Origin of the sequence: Brevibacterium sp. NPDC049920 (genome assembly GCF_040656435.1) — a bacterium.
In the GTDB taxonomy this organism is placed as follows: Bacteria; Actinomycetota; Actinomycetes; order Actinomycetales; family Brevibacteriaceae; genus Brevibacterium; species Brevibacterium pityocampae.
Genome location: NZ_JBFAMF010000003.1, coordinates 272,073 through 289,310 on the forward strand (window position 1 = coordinate 272,073; position 17,238 = coordinate 289,310).

16 protein-coding genes are annotated in these 17,238 nt (G+C 72.4%); 11 read left to right on the forward strand and 5 right to left on the reverse strand.

Translation table 11 applies throughout. From position 1 onward, the window contains the following. The first annotated feature begins 2 nt into the window (after positions 1 to 2). The gene (locus AB0I45_RS04480; protein ID WP_247423703.1) at positions 3 to 827 is read left to right on the forward strand and encodes an SDR family oxidoreductase; all 825 of its coding nucleotides are present in this window, start codon (positions 3 to 5) and stop codon (positions 825 to 827) included. Positions 828 to 882: 55 nt separating this feature from the next. Beyond that, entirely contained in the window at positions 883 to 2,868 is a 1,986-nt protein-coding gene (locus AB0I45_RS04485) for an AarF/UbiB family protein (protein WP_360317079.1), read from the forward strand. On the opposite strand, the gene AB0I45_RS04490 is transcribed toward AB0I45_RS04485, so the two are convergent. Further along, complete coding sequence (locus tag AB0I45_RS04490; RefSeq protein ID WP_360317082.1) at positions 2,861 to 3,799, reverse strand: LysR family transcriptional regulator; 939 nt, start codon at positions 3,797 to 3,799, stop codon at positions 2,861 to 2,863. The genes AB0I45_RS04485 and AB0I45_RS04490 overlap by 8 nt on opposite strands. Before the next feature lie 157 nt (positions 3,800 to 3,956). Here AB0I45_RS04490 and AB0I45_RS04495 point away from each other — a divergent pair, with 157 nt between their 5' ends. Continuing rightward, positions 3,957 to 4,769 (forward strand): LysE family translocator, encoded by an 813-nt coding sequence (locus AB0I45_RS04495; protein ID WP_175406981.1) that lies wholly within the window; start codon positions 3,957 to 3,959, stop codon positions 4,767 to 4,769. Positions 4,770 to 4,868: 99 nt separating this feature from the next. Here AB0I45_RS04495 and AB0I45_RS04500 read toward each other — a convergent pair whose 3' ends face one another. After that, a complete protein-coding gene (locus AB0I45_RS04500) occupies positions 4,869 to 5,840 on the reverse strand; it encodes a quinone oxidoreductase (protein WP_247423699.1) in 972 nt (323 codons plus the stop codon). Positions 5,841 to 5,919: 79 nt separating this feature from the next. Between AB0I45_RS04500 and argC the strand changes: the two genes are divergently transcribed. From argC to argH, 8 genes are all read left to right on the forward strand, one after another. Continuing rightward, positions 5,920 to 6,993, forward strand: a complete 1,074-nt coding sequence (gene argC / locus AB0I45_RS04505) for an N-acetyl-gamma-glutamyl-phosphate reductase (protein WP_295688767.1) — start codon at positions 5,920 to 5,922, stop codon at positions 6,991 to 6,993. Beyond that, a complete protein-coding gene (gene argJ, locus AB0I45_RS04510) occupies positions 6,990 to 8,150 on the forward strand; it encodes a bifunctional glutamate N-acetyltransferase/amino-acid acetyltransferase ArgJ (protein WP_247423695.1) in 1,161 nt (386 codons plus the stop codon). The genes argC and argJ overlap by 4 nt, the downstream gene beginning before the upstream one ends. Beyond that, positions 8,147 to 9,172, forward strand: a complete 1,026-nt coding sequence (gene argB / locus AB0I45_RS04515; RefSeq protein WP_360317088.1) for an acetylglutamate kinase — start codon at positions 8,147 to 8,149, stop codon at positions 9,170 to 9,172. The genes argJ and argB overlap by 4 nt, the downstream gene beginning before the upstream one ends. Beyond that, positions 9,169 to 10,380, forward strand: coding sequence for an acetylornithine transaminase (locus AB0I45_RS04520; protein WP_295688765.1), 1,212 nt, complete (start codon positions 9,169 to 9,171; stop codon positions 10,378 to 10,380). The genes argB and AB0I45_RS04520 overlap by 4 nt, the downstream gene beginning before the upstream one ends. Further along, positions 10,377 to 11,312: an ornithine carbamoyltransferase gene (gene argF, locus AB0I45_RS04525; RefSeq protein ID WP_295688764.1), complete on the forward strand. Its 936-nt coding sequence runs from the start codon at positions 10,377 to 10,379 to the stop codon at positions 11,310 to 11,312. Before AB0I45_RS04520 ends, argF begins: the two co-directional genes overlap by 4 nt. Before the next feature lies 1 nt (position 11,313). Beyond that, on the forward strand, positions 11,314 to 11,847 hold the full coding sequence (locus AB0I45_RS04530) for an arginine repressor (RefSeq protein WP_137320044.1): 534 nt from the start codon (positions 11,314 to 11,316) through the stop codon (positions 11,845 to 11,847). 93 nt (positions 11,848 to 11,940) lie between these two features. Continuing rightward, positions 11,941 to 13,155 carry an argininosuccinate synthase gene (locus AB0I45_RS04535; protein ID WP_360317093.1) on the forward strand — a complete coding sequence of 405 codons (1,215 nt, stop codon included), beginning with the start codon at positions 11,941 to 11,943 and terminating at the stop codon, positions 13,153 to 13,155. 199 nt (positions 13,156 to 13,354) lie between these two features. Continuing rightward, positions 13,355 to 14,773 (forward strand): argininosuccinate lyase, encoded by a 1,419-nt coding sequence (gene argH / locus AB0I45_RS04540; RefSeq protein WP_295688761.1) that lies wholly within the window; start codon positions 13,355 to 13,357, stop codon positions 14,771 to 14,773. Positions 14,774 to 14,878: 105 nt separating this feature from the next. Here the strand turns inward: argH and AB0I45_RS04545 are convergent, their stop codons facing one another. From AB0I45_RS04545 to modA, 3 genes are read right to left on the reverse strand one after another with little or no spacing between them, the layout of a single operon-like run. Beyond that, positions 14,879 to 15,616, reverse strand: a complete 738-nt coding sequence (locus AB0I45_RS04545; protein ID WP_295688759.1) for an ATP-binding cassette domain-containing protein — start codon at positions 15,614 to 15,616, stop codon at positions 14,879 to 14,881. Then, positions 15,613 to 16,407: an ABC transporter permease gene (locus AB0I45_RS04550; protein ID WP_295688757.1), complete on the reverse strand. Its 795-nt coding sequence runs from the start codon at positions 16,405 to 16,407 to the stop codon at positions 15,613 to 15,615. Before AB0I45_RS04550 ends, AB0I45_RS04545 begins: the two co-directional genes overlap by 4 nt. Then, on the reverse strand, positions 16,404 to 17,231 hold the full coding sequence (modA, locus tag AB0I45_RS04555; protein WP_360317098.1) for a molybdate ABC transporter substrate-binding protein: 828 nt from the start codon (positions 17,229 to 17,231) through the stop codon (positions 16,404 to 16,406). Before modA ends, AB0I45_RS04550 begins: the two co-directional genes overlap by 4 nt. Positions 17,232 to 17,238 lie beyond the last annotated feature (7 nt).

Consider the following 17,238-nt stretch of genomic DNA (forward strand, 5'->3'; position numbering starts at 1 on the left):
CGATGAATGACTCCACGCTCGTCCTCGTCACCGGTGGCAGCCGGGGGATCGGCCGCCACCTCGCGGCCGGTTTCGCCGCCGCAGGGCATCCGGTGCTCCTCACCGCTACCTCCGCCGCCGGTGCCGAGCGCGCGGCCGCGGAGATCGCGCAGCAGACCGGGGCCACGGTGCTCGGAGTGCGGCTGGACGTCGCGGACCCTGAGAGCGTCGCGGCACTGCTGGACACGGTGACCGGTCTCGAGGCCGAGCGCGGCATCCGGCTCGGCGTGCTCGTCAACAACGCCGGGGTCATCGAATCGACCGAGGGCCCGGTCTGGGAGGCCGATCCGGCCGACCTCGTCCGCGTAATCAGGACGAACACCATCGGCCCGTTCCTCGTCGTCCACCGGTTCGTCCCCCATCTCCTCGATGTCGCCGCCGCGACCGGGGAACCGGTGCGGATCATCGACCTCAACTCCGGCTCCGGCGCCACCGGCACCCCGCAGTACGCGGCCTATTCCGCGTCGAAGGCGGCCCTGTTCCGACTCGCCGACTCCGTGCACCACTTCGGCTGGGAGCGCGGGCTGCGGATCTTCGAGATGTCCCCGGGCGTCATCGAATCCGACATGACCCGCTCGATGCCGATCCACGACCGGCGCACCGGAGACGACTGGACCTCCCCGGCCGCCCTCGTCGACCTCGCGCTCGCGCTCGCCGGCGGCTGGCTCGACGCCTGGTCCGGGCGCTATGTGCGCGCCGGGGTCGACACCCCGGAGTCCCTCGCCGCGGCCGCCGACGGCCTCGCGGCGAACACCCGCCGCCTCCGCCTCGATCCCCGGGAGGGCTGATCCGGACCGGTAGGCTGGGTCCGACCCGACCCGCCCCGACACGACAGGTGGTCCTGTGAATATCCTCTGGTCGATCCTGCTCGGGCTCCTCAACGCCGTCGTCGTCGGCGTGCTCGTCCGCCGCACGATCACCGTGGGCACCGGCGCGCTGCGCAACACGATCGTCTCCCTCGTCATCGGCATGTCGCTGTGGCCGATCACCCTCCAGGCCTTCGAGATGTTCGGGATCTCCCAGGACGGCGACATCCCGTGGATCGAGATGAGCTTCCCCGCCGTCATGGTGTTCCTCCTCGTGTTCGCCTGGCTCATCGTCGTCCAGATGGCGATCCTCCTCGCGATCGAGCTCGTCCTCCCCAGCGGCTCTTTCACCCACCTCCTCCGCTCCGCCACGCGCGTCCCGGTCTGGTACCGCCGGGTGAGCCGGCTCTCCCAGATCCAGCGGATCCTCCTCCGGTACGGGCTCGCACGGTACATGCGTCCGCGGATCCCGACGCTGCGCGTGTCCACCCGCGAGATCGCGAAGACCACCGCGGAGGCGTTCGCCGCCGCCGGGGTGACCTTCGTCAAGCTCGGGCAGTTCGTCGCCACCCGCGCCGACATGGTGCCGCCGGAGTTCGTCGAGGAGTTCTCGAAGCTCCAGTCCGACGTCCCCGCCGTGCCCTTCGAGGACATCCGCGCCGAGCTCGAATCCGCGTGGGGGCGCCCCGTCCACGAGGTGTTCGCCGAGTTCGACACCGTGCCGCTCGCCGCCGCCTCGGTCGCCCAGGTTTACCGCGCGGTCGCCTTCGACGGCACCGAGGTCGTCGTCAAAGTCCAGCGCCCCAAGCTGCGCCGGCAGGTGCGAGCGGACTCCGACATCGTCATGACGCTCGCCGAACGGCTCGAGCGCACCGCCGGCTGGGCGCGCTCGATCGGGGTCACCGCGATCGCCCGCGGCTTCCTCGAGACCCTGGCCGAGGAGCTCGACTACCGCGGCGAGCTGCGGCAGACCATCGCCCTGCGGAACGCGACGTCTCACCTCGAGGACTCGGTCGTGCGGATCCCGCAGGTCTATCCCGAGCTCAGCGGTGAGCGGGTCATCGTCCTCGAACGGATCCGCGGGGTCCCGCTGGCCAAGGCCGGCCCCGTGCTCGAGGGCCTGTCGGACATCGCGCGGGCAGACATCGCCCGCGACCTCTTCCTCATGGTCGCCCGCCAGGTGCTCATCAAGGGGATCTTCCACGCCGACCTGCACGCCGGCAACATCATGATCGACACCTCCGGCCGGGCCGGGCTCATCGACTTCGGCAGCGTCGGCCGGATCGATCGCCGCGACCGGCGCGACATCACCCTGCTCCTCCTCGCCTTCGAGCACCAGAACTCCGAGGCCGCGATGAACGCCGTGCTGGACATCTTCGGCACTCCCGTGGGCATCGACCTGCGGTCGATGCAGCGCGACATCGGCCAGATCATGCTCCAGTTCGAGGGCGGCATGCCCGCCGGCTCCTCGGCGCTGTTCGGGGAGCTCCTCGAGTTCGTCATGGCGCAGGGCTTCGAGATGCCGTCCGCCGTCGCGAACGCCTTCCGCGCCATCAGCACCCTCGAGGGCAGCCTGCGGATCCTCGACCCGTCCATCGATCTCCTCGACATGGTCCGCGAGCACGCGGACGAGCTCATGCGCGAATCCCGCGACCTCGCGGAGTCGGCGGAGAACCTCACCCTCTACGTCGGGTCGACGCTGCCGGTGCTCGCCAGCCTGCCGGTCGAGCTCAGCCGGGTGGTCAAGCACCTCCAGGACGGCACGCTCGACATCGGCACGAGCGGTCTCAACATCGACCTCATCAAGAACCTCGTGCGCTCGACGGTCGACCAGTTCATCCAGGTCATCATCGCCACCGCCTTCATCCTCGGCGGCGTGATGATGATGACGGCGGACTTCGGGCCGCCGCTCGCCCCGGACCTGCGCCTGTTCACGTACTTCGGCGCGTGGGTGCTCCTCGTCGGATTCGTGCTCTCCGCGGTCGTCCTCGCCCCGGCGCTGCGCGAGCGCAGATTCAGATAGCCGTCCCCTGCGGGCCCCGGGCGGCGAGGTCCTCCGCGTAGGCCCGGGCGACCCGGCCGATCTCCCGGCGGAGGAATACGACGTGGGGCAGGGCCGACATCGTCTGGCGGACGTGGAGAGCGATCCGGCGCACGGGTGTGGGATCGAGGAGCGGGCGCACGACGAGCCCGGCGGGCAGGTCGAGCGTGGCGAGCAGCGGCAGCACGGTGACCCCCATTCCCGCCGCGACCATCGCGCGCACTCCGTGGTGGTCGTCGGCGCCGGCCGCGTAGCGGAGGTCGAGCCCGGCCGCGCGGGCCGCCTCGTCGATGACCTCGCCGGACGGACTGCCCTGCACATGGAGGTCGACGAGCGCGTGCTCGGCGAGCTCGGCCATCCGCACCTCCGGGGCCTGCGCGAGCGGGTGGTCGGCCTCGGTGACGACGACGTACGCGTCGTCGAGGAGCTCGTCGCGATCGTGGCCGCGCATCCGCACCGGATCTGCGAGACCGGACTCCGCGCGCACCTCGATGTCGGCGAAGGCGCGCTCGCCGGGCGGTGCGGGCTCGTTGGCGAGGATCTCCATGTGGAGACCGGGGAAGCGGAGCTGGGCGGCGCGGAGGACATCGGGCAGCCACACCGTCGTCGCCGAGGAGAAGCTGCCGAGGGTGAGCCGCGTCGCCGGCCCCGCCGCGAGCCGGTCGACGAACGTCTGCAGGTCGGCCGCCTCGGCGAGGAGGGCCTCGGAGCGGGCGGCGAGCGCGTGCCCCGCCTCGGTGACGGCGATGCCGCGGCCGTCCCGGCGGTAGAGGGGGGCTGCGACCTCGCGCTGGAGCGCGATGATGTGCTGGCTCACCGTCGCGGGGGAGTTCCCGAGATTGCGCGCGGCCTGCTGCACGGAGCCGCTCGCGACGACCGCGCGCCACACCCGGAGGCGGTGGAGATTCTGCATGGAACGATCATAAGTCAGAACCGAATGATCATCAGGAACAGTCGGGTGGACGCGAATGGTCGCGGCGGTGCATCCTGGACCGGGCGCCCGCCGGACCGTGCGGGCGCTCTCCCATGACGAAAGGGCCCACAGCCATGCACGCAGGACGCACGGACGCATGACCGGCGCGGAGTTCATCGCCTTCCTCGGAGCGGCGCTCATCCTCGCGGTGACGCCGGGGCCCGACACCTTTCTCACCATCCGCTACGGCGCGCAGTCGTTCCGCCGGGGGATCGTCTACGCCTCCGCGGCCGCGTGCGGCATCACCGTGTGGGCGATCCTCGCGCTGTCCGGGATCGCCGCCCTGCTCCAGAGCCATCCGACGGCGCGCACCGTCCTCGCGGTGTGCGGCGGCATCTACCTGACGTTCCTCGGCGTGCGCACCCTGTGGGGCGTCTGGACCGCGGAGCGCGCCCTCCGCTCCCGCACCGCCTCCGTCCGCGCGGTGCTCGTCGCAGCGGGCGGCGCCGGTGCCCAGGAGACCGCGGCGGCCCCGGGCGCCCCCGCTTCCGCTCCGGCCCTCGTGCCCGTGACGACGAGCGGTGAGGTCCATGCCGGGATCGCCGCTCCCGACGGCGAGGTCATCCTCGACCCCACCGACCCGTCCGTCGAGACCGCGACGAGCGGCCGCGGCGTCGACCGCCGCCGCTCGCCGTTCCCGGTCGGACTGCTCAGCAGCCTGACGAACCCGAAGACCGGGATGTTCTTCCTCGCGCTGTTCCCCGCGTTCCTCCCGAGCGAGCAGGGGATCGGTCTCATCGCCGTCCTCGTCCTCACCATCGTCGCGGTGTTCGCGCTCTACTCCCTCCTCCTCGTCGCCACCGCCGCCGGGCTCGGCCGCCGGCTCGAGGGCAGGCGCGGCGCGCTCGCCATGGACCTCGTGTCCGGCGGGGTGCTCGTCCTTCTCGGACTCTCGATCCCGTTCCTCTGACGCGCCCGCGCGCGGAACGCGGAGAGGCCGGCCGGTGCACCTGCACCGACCGGCCTCTCATCGCGTCCGCTCCCGGACCCCGGTGGATTCGGGACTGGCTCAGGGCAGGAGGACGACCTTGCCGGTGGTCCGCCGCCCCTCGAGCGCGCGGTGGGCCTCGGCGGCCTCGGCGAGCGGGAAGGTCGACCCGACCCGGAAGTCGAGCCAGCCGTTCTCCAGGCCGTCGAAGAGCATCGCCGAGCGCTCGGCGAGCTCCTCGGGGTTGGTGACGAACCACTGGAGCGACGGCCGGGACAGGAAGATCCCGCCGGAGGAGTTGAGCCGCTGGATGTCGAAGGGCGGCACGGCACCGGAGGCCGCACCGAACAGCACCATCGAGCCGCGCACTGTCAGCGAGGCGAGCGAGGCGTCGAAGGTGTCCTTCCCGACCCCGTCGTAGGCGACGTCGACGCCGGCACCGTCGGTGAGCTCGCGCACCTTCGCGGCGATGTCGACGCCCTCGCCGTAGAGGAACACCTCGTCGGCCCCGGCGCCCCGGGCGAGCTTCGCCTTCTCCTCGGTGCCCACCGTGCCGATGACCCGGCCGCCGAGGTGCTTGATGATCTGGGTGAGCAGCAGGCCCACTCCGCCGGCGGCGGCGTGGACGAGCGCGGTCTGGCCCGGTTCGATCCGGTGCGAGCCGGTCGCGAGGTACTGCGCGGTGAGCCCCTGCAGCGGGATCGCGGCTGCGGCCTCGGCGGACACGCCGTGCGGCACCCGCATGACCATGTCCGCGCGCACGGCGACCTTCTCCGCGTAGGAGCCGTGCGCATCGTGCCAGGCCACCCGGTCGCCAGGCGTGAACCCGGTGACGCCCTCGCCGACGGCCTCGACCACTCCGGCGCCCTCGACGCCGACGATGTGCGGGAAGTCCATCGGGTACATGCCCGAGCGGCGGTAGGTGTCGATGAAGTTGATGCCGGCGGCCTCGACGGCGACGAACAGCTCGCCGGGACCTGCGCTCGGGTCCGGCACCTCGACGTACTCGAGGACCTCGGGTCCGCCCTTGCGGGTGGCGTGGACAGCGTGCATGGGAGTGCCTCCTCTACTGCGGCCGTCGGCCGCGGACACCGGCATGAATAATTACCGTGTGTGATGTATCGTTATACATATGTCAGGTTTCACTGTCGCCGTCTCAGGGGCCACCGGGTACGCCGGGGGCGAGGTCCTGCGCCTCCTGAGCGGGCATCCAGACCTTCACGTTACAACCGTGTGCGGCCATTCGACAGTAGGGAGCAGGCTCGGGGAGCACCAGCCCCACCTCGTCGCCTACGCGGACATGACCGTGCAGGAGTCGACCGCCGCGGTCCTCGCCGGACACGACGTCGTCGTCCTCGCGCTGCCGCACGGCGCCTCCGGCCGGATCGCCGCCGAGCTCGCCGAGTCCTCCCCGGACACCGTCATCGTCGACCTCGCCGCCGACCACCGCCTGCAGTCCGCGCGCGCCTGGGAGGCCTTCTACGGCTCGGAGCACCCCGGCACCTGGACCTACGGCCTGCCCGAGCTCCTGCTCGCCGATGGCACCCGGCAGCGCGAAAGGCTCCGCGCCACGCGGCGCATCGCGGTCCCCGGCTGCAACGTCACCGCCGTCACGCTCGGCCTGCAGCCGCTGCTCGCCGCCGGGCTCGTCGACCCGACCCGGCTCACCGCGGTGCTCGCCAACGGCGTGTCCGGGGCCGGCAAGGCGCTCAAGCCCCACCTGCTCGCCGCCGAGGTGCTCGGCGACGCGAGCCCCTACGGCACCGCCGGCACCCACCGGCACGTCCCGGAGATCGAGCAGAACCTCGCCGGCGTGCTCGGCCGCCCCGTCGACGACCCGGGCGTGCGGATCTCCTTCACCCCGACCCTCGTGCCGATGTCCCGCGGCATCCTCGCCACGCTGTCCGCCCCGCTCACCGCGGAGGCGAGCGATGAGGACGTCCGGTCCGTGTTCGAGCGCACCTACTCCGCGGAGCGCTTCGTCCGCCTGCTGCCGGCCGGGCAGTGGCCCCACACCGCGGCGACGACGGGGGCGAACACCGCGCACCTCCAGTGCGCCGTCGACGCCCGCGCCGGCACCGTGCTCGTCTCCGTCGCCCTCGACAACCTCGTGCGCGGCACCGCCGGCCAGGCACTCCAGTCCGCCCACCTCGCCCTCGGGCTCCCGGAGTCCACCGCCCTGCCCACCGAAGGAGTCGCCCCATGAGCGTGACCTACCCCCGCGGCTTCGCCGCTGCCGCGACGACCGCGGGCCTCAAGCCCAGCGGCACCCCGGACCTCGCCCTCGTCCACAACACCGGGGAATCCGATGCCGTCGCCGCCGTCTACACCTCCAACCGGTGCAGGGCCAACCCGGTGCTGTGGTCCCAGCAGGCCTCGGCCGACGGCCGCGCCCGCGCCGTCGTCCTCAACTCCGGGGGAGCGAACTGCTACACCGGCTCCTTCGGCTTCGAGACCACCCACGCCACCGCAGAGCGCACCGCAGAGCTCCTCGACATCGACGCGCTCGACGTGCTCGTGTGCTCGACCGGGCTCATCGGCGTCGGCGGGCAGGACTTCCGCGACCGGATCCTCGCCGGCCTCCCCGCGCTCGCCGAGACCGCGCAGGCCGCACCGGCCGGCGGTGAGGCCGCCGCGCGGGCGATCATGACGACCGACACCGTGCCCAAGACGGTCGAGCGCGAGGGCACCGCCTACCGGATCGGCGGGATGGCGAAGGGAGCCGGCATGCTCGCCCCGGGGCTCGCCACGATGCTCGTCGTCCTCACCACCGATGCGGTCCTCGACGCCTCCGAGCTCGACGCCGCCCTGCGCACCGCGACCGCACGGAGCTTCGACCGGCTCGACACCGACGGCTGCATGTCGACGAACGACACGGTGATCCTCATGAGCTCCGGGGCCTCGGGCCACCGGGCCGACACCGGCGAATTCACCGCGCTGCTCACCGAGGCCTGCGAGGACCTCACCCACCAGCTCCACATCGACGCCGAGGGTGCCGGCCACGACATCGTCATCACCACCCGCGGCGCCTTCTCCGAGGAGCAGGCCCTCGAGGTGTCCCGCGCGGTCGGCCGGTCCAACCTGTTCAAGGCCGCCGTGTTCGGCGAGGACCCCAACTGGGGCCGCGTCGTCGCGCAGGTCGGCATCACCTCGGCACAGTTCGAGCCCGACGCGATCGACGTGACCTTCAACGGCGTGCCGGTGTGCGTCGCCTCGAGCCCGGGGGCGGATCCCTCCGAGGTGCTCTTCGACCGCCGCGTCGTCGTCGAGATCGACCTCCACGCCGGAACCGCCGAGGGCACGATCCTCACCTCGGACCTCACCCATGACTACGTCGAAGAGAACAGCGCGTACTCGACATGACCGCACGCCAGCACCCCACCCCAGCAGAGCGCCTTGTGCGCGCCCAGGCCAAGGCCGAGACCCTGACCGAGGCGCTGCCGTGGATCAAGACCTTCGCCGGCGCCACGATCGTCATCAAGTACGGCGGCAACGCGATGGTCTCCCACGAGCTCCAGCAGGCCTTCGCCGACGACATCGCGTTCCTCCGCTTCGCCGGGCTGCGCCCGATCGTCGTCCACGGCGGCGGCCCGCAGATCTCCCGCATGCTCGAACGTCTCCAGATCCCCAGCGAGTTCCGCGGCGGCCAGCGCGTGACCTCCCCGGAGGCCGCCGAGGTCATCCGGATGGTGCTCGCCGGGCAGGTCAACCGGGAGATCGTGTCGCGCATCAACATGAACGGCGACGCCGCGATCGGGCTCTCCGGCGAGGACGCCGACCTCCTCCTCGCCGTGCCGACGACCACCGTGGTCGACGGCGAGACCGTCGACCTCGGCCGGGTCGGCGAGATCCGGCGGGTCAACACGCAGGTGCTCGAGGAGCTGCTCGACGCCGGCCGCGTGCCGGTGATCTGCTCGATCGCCGCCGAGCTCGGCGGCGCGGCCGACACCCCGCTCAACATCAACGCCGACCTCGCCGCCGCCGCGATCGCCCGGGAGATGCAGGCCGACAAGCTCATCATGCTCACCGACGTCCCCGGCCTCTACCGCGACTGGCCGGACAAGGACAGCCTGATCTCGCAGATCACCCCCGAGGAGCTGCGCGCGCTGCTGCCGCGCCTCGACTCCGGGATGATCCCCAAGATGACCGCCGCGCTCGACGCCGTCGACAGCGGGGTGCGCCAGGCGCACATCGTCGACGGCCGGATGGCGCACTCGATCCTGCTCGAGATCTTCACCACGCAGGGCATCGGCACCATGGTCCACGAGGCCGCCGACACCCCGCAGGCGACCATGCACGACGGCCACGACAGCACCGACGACCGCGGCGCCACCGGCGGCCACGGCACCGCTGACGGCCCCGACGGCACCGAGGAGACCCCATGACGCAGTCCGCCGACTGGCGCACCCACCACTCCGGCTCGATCCTGCCCGCACTCGGCCGCCCGCAGCGCCTGCTCGTGCGCGGACAGGGTGCGCGGGTGTGGGACGAGACCGGCAAGGAGTACCTCGACCTGCTCGCCGGGATCGCGGTCAACGCCCTCGGCCATGCCCACCCTGCGCTCGTCGAGGCGGTGTCGGATCAGGTCGCCACGCTCGGCCAGGTGTCGAACTACTTCGCCTCGCAGCCGCAGATCGCGCTCGCCGAGAAGCTCCTCGAGGTCGCCGCAGCGCCGCAGGGCTCCGCCGTGTACTTCTGCAACTCCGGGGCCGAGGCGAACGAGGCCGCACTCAAGATGTCCCGCCGGGTCGCCGGCGGCGGCCGGTCGAAGGTCGTCGCCGTCGCCGGCGGCTTCCACGGCCGCACCATGGGTGCCCTGGCGATGACGAGCAAGGAGGCGTTCCGCGCCCCGTTCGCCCCCGGCGTGCCCGGGGTCGTCCACGTGCCCCACGGCGACACCGAGGCGCTGCGCCGCGAGGTCGACGACACCTGCGCGGCCGTGATCATCGAGCCGATCCAGGGCGAGGCCGGTGTGCGCCGCCACCCGGCCGGCTATCTGCGTGCCGCCCGCGAGGCGACCCGCTCCGCCGGCGCCCTGCTCATCCTCGACGAGGTGCAGACCGGGATCGGTCGCTGCGGGTCCTGGTTCGCATTCCAGGACCCGGACATCGGCGAGGGGATCGTGCCGGACATCGTCACCTGCGCCAAGGGCCTCGGCGGCGGGCTGCCGCTCGGAGCGACCCTGACCTTCGGGGACGCGGTCACCGGGCTGCTCGTCCCCGGCCAGCACGGCTCCACCTACAGCGGCAACCCGGTGACCACCGCCGCCGGGCTCGCCGTGCTCACCACGATCGAGCGCGCGGGCCTGTTGCCGGCGGTGCGCGACCTCGGACAGGAGTTCGCCGGCCGGCTGCGGCTCATCGACGGTGTGGCCGCGGTGTCCGGGGCCGGGCTGCTCATCGCACTCGAGCTCACCGCCGGCAACGCCAAGGCCGTCGCCGAGGCCGCGCTCGACGCCGGCTTCATCGTCAACCCGGTGACCGACACCCGGCTGCGCATCGCGCCGCCGCTCACCATCACGGAAGGGGAGCTCGGGGAATTCCTCGCCGCCCTGCCCGCCATCCTCGACACCGCAGGAGGGACCGCCGCATGACCCGCCATTTCCTCAAGGACACCGACCTCGCCCCCGCAGAGCTCACCGAGGTCCTCGACCTCGCCGCGGAGCTCAAGGCCGCACCGTACTCCGCCCGGCCGCTCGCCGGACCGCAGACGGTCGCGGTGATCTTCGACAAGACCTCCACCCGCACCCGAGTGTCCTTCGCCACCGGCATCGCCGCGCTCGGCGGCAGCCCGCTCATCATCAACCCGGGGGAGTCCCAGCTCGGGCACAAGGAGTCGGTCGCCGACACCGCGCGCGTCCTCGAGCGCATGGTCGCAGCGATCGTGTGGCGGACCTTCGCCCAGTCCGGGCTCGAGGAGATGGCCGCCCACTCCTCGGCCCCGGTGATCAACGCACTGTCCGACGACTACCACCCGTGCCAGCTCCTCGCCGACCTCCTCACGATCCGCGAGCACCGGCACACCGGGACGGGCAACGGACTGTCCGGGCTCACGCTCGCGTACTTCGGGGACGGGGCGAACAACATGGCCCACTCCTACGCGCTCGCCGGCGTCAACGCCGGGATGCACGTGCGGATCGCCGCTCCGGCCGGCTCCCACCCGGACCCGGGGGTGCTCGCCGAGGCGCAGGAGCTCGCCGCAGTCACCGGCGGCTCCGTGCTCGTCACCGATGACCCGCGGGAGGCCGCGACCGGTTCCGACGTCCTCGTCACCGACACCTGGGTGTCGATGGGCCAGGACGACGAGGGCCGCTCCGGGGAGGAGTCGCCGTTCGCCGCCTACCGCCTCGACACGGCGCTCCACGCGCTGTCGAACGAGGCGCTCGTCATGCACTGCCTGCCGGCCTACCGCGGGCAGGAGATCACCGCCGAGCTCATCGACGGACCCCACTCGGTGGTGTTCGACGAGGCGGAGAACAGGCTGCACGCGCAGAAGGCGCTGCTGACCTGGCTGCTGGAGCACTGAGATGGCCGCCGCCGCACAGTTCGACGAGGGCCACGCCGTGTCCCCGGCGACGAAGACCGCCCGCCAGCAGCTCATCGTCGACATCATCCGCCGCGAGTCGATCACCTCGCAGACCCAGCTCATGCAGCTGCTCGCCGCGCGCGGGGTGAGCGTCACGCAGGCGACGCTGTCGCGGGACATGGCCGAGCTCGGCGCGGTCAAGGTCCGCACGAGCACCGGCTCGGCCTACGCGGTGCCCGGCGAGGGCGGCGACCGCAGCCTGCAGCGCGCAGGCGAGGGCGAGGTGCTCGACGCGAAGCTCCAGCGCCTCCTCGAGGAGCTGCTCGTCACCGTCACCAGCTCGGAGAACCTCGTCGTGCTGCGCACCCCTCCCGGCGCGGCGCAATACCTCGCCTCCGCGCTCGACCGCTCCGTGATCCCCGGCGTCCTCGGTACCATCGCAGGAGACGACACGGTGCTCGTCATCGCCGGCGACGGCCGCCGGGGGGAGCAGCTCGCCGAGCTCCTCCTCACGCTCGCCGCCGACGGCCCCTGATCCGGGCGCCGGTCCGGCTCCCGCGGTCCAGCCCACGGCACGGGCGCCGACACCCAGACATCAGACCCACCACGAACAAACAAGGAGAACCCCATGACAGAACGCATCGTGCTCGCCTACTCCGGCGGACTCGACACCTCGGTCGCGATCGGCTGGATCCAGGAGGCCACCGGCGCCGAGGTCGTGGCGATGGCTGTCGACGTCGGTCAGGGCGGCGAGGACCTCGAGACGATCCGCCAGCGCGCGCTCGACTGCGGGGCCGTCGAGGCCTACGTCGCCGACGCCCGCGACGAGTTCGCCGAGGAGTACTGCATGCCCGGCCTCAAGGCCAACACGCTGTACATGGACGCCTACCCCAACGTCTCCGCGCTGTCCCGCCCGGTGATCGTCAAGCACCTCGTCACCGCCGCCCGGAAGTTCGGCGCCACCACCGTGGCCCACGGCTGCACCGGCAAGGGCAACGACCAGGTGCGCTTCGAGGTCGGCATCACCTCGCTCGCCCCGGACATGACCTGCATCGCCCCCGTCCGCGACCTCGCGCTCACCCGTGAGAAGGCCATCGAGTACGCCGAGCGGAACAACCTGCCGATCGTCACGACGAAGAACAACCCGTTCTCCATCGACCAGAACGTGTGGGGTCGCGCGGTGGAGACCGGCTTCCTCGAGGACATCTGGAACGGCCCGACGAAGGACGTCTACGACTACACCGACGACCCGGCCTTCCCGCCGCCGGTCGACGAGGTCACCATCACCTTCGAGAAGGGCATCCCGGTGAAGATCGACGGCCAGGTCGTCACCCCGCTCGAGGCGATCGAGCAGCTCAACCAGCGCGCCGGCGCCCAGGGGATCGGCCGGATCGACATCGTCGAGGACCGGCTCGTGGGCATCAAGAGCCGCGAGGTCTACGAGGCGCCGGGCGCGATGACGCTCATCGCCGCGCACCGCGAGCTCGAGAACATCACCCTCGAGCGCGAGCAGGCCCGGTTCAAGAAGCTCGTCGACCAGCGCTGGACCGAGGTCGTCTACGACGGCCAGTGGTTCTCGCCGCTCAAGGGCTCCCTCGACGCGTTCATCGACCAGACGCAGGAGTACGTGTCCGGCGACATCCGGATGGAGCTCCACGGCGGTCGCGCCACCGTGACCGGTCGCCGCTCGGAGACCTCGCTCTACGACTTCAACCTCGCGACCTACGACGAGGGCGACAGCTTCGACCAGTCCTCGGCCCGCGGCTTCATCGATATCTACGGGCTGTCCTCGAAGCAGGCCGCCGCACGCGACCACCGCTTCGACAAGGGCGTCCGCCTCTGACCCGAAGTGCAATTTCCGAAGGTTCCTGAGAGCGGAACCGCCGGAAATCGCACTCTCGCCCGCAGGGCGCGGCACCGCACCACCGGCCGCGCCCTGCGGGGCACCGCACCACCGGCCGCGCCCTGCGGGGCACCGCCCGTGCCCTGGAACCTGCCCGCACTCCGACCATCCGCCCGCACTCCGACAGCAAGGGAACCTCGTGTCCGAACGCATCAGCCTGTGGGGCGGCCGTTTCGCCGACGGCCCCGCCGAGGCGCTCGCCGCCCTGAGCAAGTCCACCGACTTCGACTGGCGCCTCGCCGCCTACGACATCGCCGGATCGCGCGCCCACGCCCGCGTGCTCCACCGGGCCGGCCTGCTCGACGACGCCGAGCTCGACGGCATGATCGCCGCCCTCGACACCCTCGAGGAGAAGGTCCTCGCCCACGAGTTCACCGCCGCCGAATCGGACGAGGACGTCCACTCCGCGCTCGAGCGGGGCCTCCTCGAGATCGCCGGGCCCGAGCTCGGCGGCAAGCTCCGCGCCGGGCGCTCCCGCAACGACCAGATCGCCACCCTCGGGCGGATGTACCTGCGCGACAACGCCCGGCTCATCGCCGGCGCGGTCCTCGACACCGTCGACGCCCTCATCGACCAGGCCGAGGCCCACCGCGAGGTGCCCATGCCCGGGCGCACCCACCTCCAGCACGCCCAGCCGGTGCTGCTCGCCCACCACCTGCTCGCCCATGCCTGGCCGCTCCTGCGCGACGTCGAGCGGTTCGTCGACTTCGACCGCCGCGCCGCGGTCTCCCCGTACGGCTCCGGCGCGCTCGCCGGGTCCTCGCTCGGCCTCGACCCGCAGGCCGTCGCCGCGGAGCTCGGCTTCGCCGACTCGGTGGAGAACTCGATCGACGGCACCGCCTCGCGCGACGTGTTCGCCGAGTTCGCCTTCGTCTCCGCGATGATCGGCATCGACCTGTCGCGCCTGAGCGAGGAGATCATCCTGTGGGCGACGAAGGAGTTCTCCTTCGTCACCCTCGACGACGCGTTCTCCACCGGCTCGTCGATCATGCCGCAGAAGAAGAACCCCGACGTCGCCGAGCTCACCCGCGGCAAGTCCGGCCGCCTCATCGGCGACCTCACCGGGCTGCTCGCGACCCTCAAGGCGATGCCGCTCGCCTACAACCGGGATCTGCAGGAGGACAAGGAGCCGGTGTTCGATGCCGCCGACACCCTCAACCTCCTCCTGCCGGCTTTCACCGGGATGGTCGCCACGCTGACCTTCAACACGGAGAAGATGGAGCACCTGGCGCCGCGCGGCTTCGCGCTCGCCACCGACATCGCCGAGTGGCTCGTCCGCCAGGGGGTGCCGTTCCGGGTCGCCCACGAGCTCTCCGGTGCCGCGGTCAAGCTCGCCGAGTCCCGCGACGTCGAGCTCTGGGACCTCAGCAACGAGGACTACGCCGGCATCTCCGAGCACCTCACGCCGGCCATGCGCGAGGTTCTCACCACCCACGGCTCGATCGACTCCCGCAGCTCCAAGGGCGGCACCGCCCGCAGCGCGGTCGCCGAGCAGCTCGAGCGCGCGCAGGCGGAATCGGCACGGCTGCGCGCTTTCGCCGACTCCACGACCCGCTGACCCGGGCCATGTAGGAACGGCGCGTCGACCCCGTGGTCGGCGCGCCGTTCTCATGCCGTGCCGAGGCCATGCAGTGCCGCCACGCGGTATCCGAGGCGCCCGCCCCTAGCGACCCGCGACGAACCGGTGCGCCACCGGGGTCGCCGGGTCGCGTGCGATGTCCTCCCAGGTGCCCGTCTGCACCACCCGGCCCGCGTCGAGGACGACGGCCCGGTCGGTCAGCGCGTGCGCCTCGGCCGGGTCATGGGTGATGAGGAGCGCGGTGCGCCCGATGAGCAGCTGTGCGCACAGCCCGCTGATCTCCGCCGCGGATCTGCCGTCCAGCTGGGCGAACGGCTCGTCGAGGAGGAGCAGCGCGGGATCGGTGACGAGGGCGCGGGCGATCGCGACTCGCTGCGCCTGCCCGCCGGACAGCCGGTCCGGCCGCCGCTCGGCGAGCTCTCCGGCTCCCACCCGCGCGAGCATGTCCCGGGCCGCAGCCCGGGACGCAGCCGCCTGGGTGCCCGCCGCCTGCAGGCCGAAGGCCGCGTTGTCGGCCACGGACATCGTCGGGAAGAGCAGCGGGTGCTGCATGAGCTGGACGACCCCGCGCGCGTGCGGCGCACGCCAGCGCCGGGCGGCGGAATCGCTGAGCGTCGTGTCGCCGAGCACCACGCGCGAGCGTGCCGGGCGGAGCAGCCCGGACAGCACGGCGAAGGTGCTCGACTTGCCGGCGCCGTTGCCGCCGATGAGTGCCGTCGTCGACCCGGCCGGCACCGTGAACGCGATGTCGAGCCCGCGCTCGGGCACCGCGAACGCGAGCTCGAGCGCGGGAGCCGCCGCCCGGCGCTCCGCCCGCGTCATGCCTGCCGCCCCGGCCGGTACAGCAGCCCGACGACGACGGCGGCGACGAGCACGAGGACGAGGGAGAGCGCGACCGCACCGTCCGGATCCGTCTCCCGCAGCAGGTACACCTCGAGCGGCACGGTGCGCGTGCTGCCCTGGAGGGAGCCGGCGAAGGTGATCGTCGCCCCGAACTCGCCGAGCGCCCGGGCCCAGCACAGGACCGTGCCGGACACGAGCGCCGGGGTCAGCAGCGGCAGCGTCACCCGGCGCAGCGTGTACCCCGGCGAGGCACCGAGCCCGGCGGCGATCTCCTCGTACCGGGAGTCGTGCGAGCGCAGCGCGCCCTCGAGCGTGAGCACCATGAACGGCAGCGACACGAAGGTCTGTGCGAGCACGACCGCGACCCAGGTGTAGGCGATCCGCATGCCTCCGGCCTCGAGCGCGGCGCCGAGCAGCCCCATCCGCCCGAACGTCGAGAGCAGCGCGATGCCGCCGACCACCGGTGGGAGGACGATCGGCAGGAGGACGACGGTGCGCACGATCCGCCGCCCGGGGAACACGGCACGGGCCAGGACGAGCGCGAGCGGCACCCCGAGGAGCACGCACAGCACGGTCGCAGCGAGCGAGGTCAGCAGCGACAGCCGCAGCGCCTCGCGGGAGGCGGGGGAGCCGAGGAGCGCGGCGAGACCGCCGAGGTCGACGCGGGTGAGGAGACCGATGAGCGGCAGCCCGACGAGGCCGGCGCCGAGCACTGCCGGGACGGCGAGCCAGGCCGGCAGCCGGATCCCGCTGCGCGTCGCCGGGGTCATGGGGCGCCGAACCCCGCTGCGGTGAGCACCGCGCGGCCGGCCGGGGTGGTCACGTGCTCGACGAAGGCGCGGGCCGCCTCGGACCCGGCCGACCCTGCGGTGACGGCGATCGGGTACCGGTTGACGGCCTCGGTGCTCTCCGGGAACGCGACGGCCTCGACCTCACCGGCGGCGCTCAGCGCATCGGTGACGTAGACGAGCCCGGCATCGGCCTGGCCCGTCCGCACGGCGGTGAGCACACCGGTCACCGCGGTCTCCTCGCTCACCGGGGACACGGAGGCGCCGGCGGCATCGAGCACGGTCCGCGTCGCTGCGCCGCACGGCACCTGGGGTGCGCAGACGACGAGGGCGACCTCGCCGCGGGCGAGGTCGGACAGGCCGGAGATGCCGTGCGGGTTGCCCGGGGCGGTGACGATCGTCAGCGTGTTCCACGCGAAGATCTCCGGATCCGCAGCGAGCAGCTCCTCGGCGACCAGCCGGTCCATCGTCGGCTCGTCGGCGGTCGCGACGACATCGGCGGGTGCGCCCTGGCCCAGCTGCGCGACGATGTCGGCCGAACCGGCGAAGCTCAGCTCGACCGCGGTTCCCGGGCGGTCGGCCTCGAAGTCCTCGGCGATCCGGGTGAAGGGTTCGGTGAGCGAGGCGGCGGCGACCACGGTGAGCGGGCCGGTCGATCCTTCGGATCCGGACGGCGCGCCAGTGGCGCACCCGGCGAGCAGGAGGAGAGCGAGGAGTGCTGCCGAGGCGGCCCGGCCGGCGGCTGCGAGCCGGCGCGGGCAGTAAGCCGCAGGGCGCGCCCTGCGACAGTGCGTCGTGTGCGCCATGGTCCCG

Coding starts and splice junctions, on each gene's coding strand:
- AB0I45_RS04480 (WP_247423703.1), top strand. CDS start 3: ATGAATGACTCCACGCTCGTCCTCGTCACCGGTGGCAGCCGGGGGATC.
- AB0I45_RS04490 (WP_360317082.1), bottom strand. CDS start 3,799: ATGCAGAATCTCCACCGCCTCCGGGTGTGGCGCGCGGTCGTCGCGAGC.
- AB0I45_RS04495 (WP_175406981.1), top strand. CDS start 3,957: ATGACCGGCGCGGAGTTCATCGCCTTCCTCGGAGCGGCGCTCATCCTC.
- AB0I45_RS04500 (WP_247423699.1), bottom strand. CDS start 5,840: ATGCACGCTGTCCACGCCACCCGCAAGGGCGGACCCGAGGTCCTCGAG.
- argC (WP_295688767.1), top strand. CDS start 5,920: ATGTCAGGTTTCACTGTCGCCGTCTCAGGGGCCACCGGGTACGCCGGG.
- argJ (WP_247423695.1), top strand. CDS start 6,990: ATGAGCGTGACCTACCCCCGCGGCTTCGCCGCTGCCGCGACGACCGCG.
- argB (WP_360317088.1), top strand. CDS start 8,147: ATGACCGCACGCCAGCACCCCACCCCAGCAGAGCGCCTTGTGCGCGCC.
- AB0I45_RS04520 (WP_295688765.1), top strand. CDS start 9,169: ATGACGCAGTCCGCCGACTGGCGCACCCACCACTCCGGCTCGATCCTG.
- argF (WP_295688764.1), top strand. CDS start 10,377: ATGACCCGCCATTTCCTCAAGGACACCGACCTCGCCCCCGCAGAGCTC.
- AB0I45_RS04530 (WP_137320044.1), top strand. CDS start 11,314: ATGGCCGCCGCCGCACAGTTCGACGAGGGCCACGCCGTGTCCCCGGCG.
- AB0I45_RS04535 (WP_360317093.1), top strand. CDS start 11,941: ATGACAGAACGCATCGTGCTCGCCTACTCCGGCGGACTCGACACCTCG.
- AB0I45_RS04545 (WP_295688759.1), bottom strand. CDS start 15,616: ATGACGCGGGCGGAGCGCCGGGCGGCGGCTCCCGCGCTCGAGCTCGCG.
- AB0I45_RS04550 (WP_295688757.1), bottom strand. CDS start 16,407: ATGACCCCGGCGACGCGCAGCGGGATCCGGCTGCCGGCCTGGCTCGCC.
- modA (WP_360317098.1), bottom strand. CDS start 17,231: ATGGCGCACACGACGCACTGTCGCAGGGCGCGCCCTGCGGCTTACTGC.